Genomic DNA, 608 nt, shown 5'->3' on the forward strand with positions numbered 1-608 from the left:
GCGGCGGGGAAGGCGTTCACGGACCGGCTGCGCGCCGATCCGGACCTGGCTGACGTGACGTCGTACTTCGATGCGCGGGCGGGCCCGTTGCGTTCGGTCGACGGCGGCCACGCGCTGGTCACCGCGTCGGTGGCCGAGGGTGCTGACGCCGATCCGGCCGCGGTGCTCGAGTCCTACAAGGGCACCGACGGCGCGATCACGGTCGTCGTCGGCGGGGGAGAGATCGTCGGCGAGGAGATCGGTGGGCAGATCGGCAAGGACCTCGGCCTGGCCGAGAGCATCGCCATCCCGCTCATCCTGGTCCTGCTGGTGCTCGCCTTCGGCAACGTCGTCGGCGCGCTGGTGACCCTCGCCGTCGGCGTCGCAGCGATCTTCGGCACGTTCGCCGAGCTGTCGATCCTCGGGTCGATGACCGACGTGTCGATCTACGCGGTGAACCTGACGACCGGTCTCGGCCTGGGACTGGCCGTTGACTACGGCCTGCTGATGGTGGCCCGGGTGCGCGAGGAGAGGTCGGCCGGGCGATCCCACGACGAGGCCGTACGGCGTGCCGTCGAGACCGCCGGACGGACGATCACCTTCAGCGCGACCACCGTCGCGGTGGCGCT

General features: G+C 71.1%; 1 protein-coding gene. It reads left to right on the forward strand.

Annotated features, from left to right (window positions below; all coding sequences use genetic code 11):
• Positions 1 to 608 (forward strand): MMPL family transporter (locus tag ACOADB_RS16065; RefSeq protein ID WP_378600675.1); only part of this gene is annotated, 608 nt, incomplete at both ends.

Origin of the sequence: Nocardioides sp. CPCC 206348, assembly GCF_048654705.1 — a bacterium.
Taxonomy (GTDB): Bacteria; Actinomycetota; Actinomycetes; order Propionibacteriales; family Nocardioidaceae; genus Nocardioides.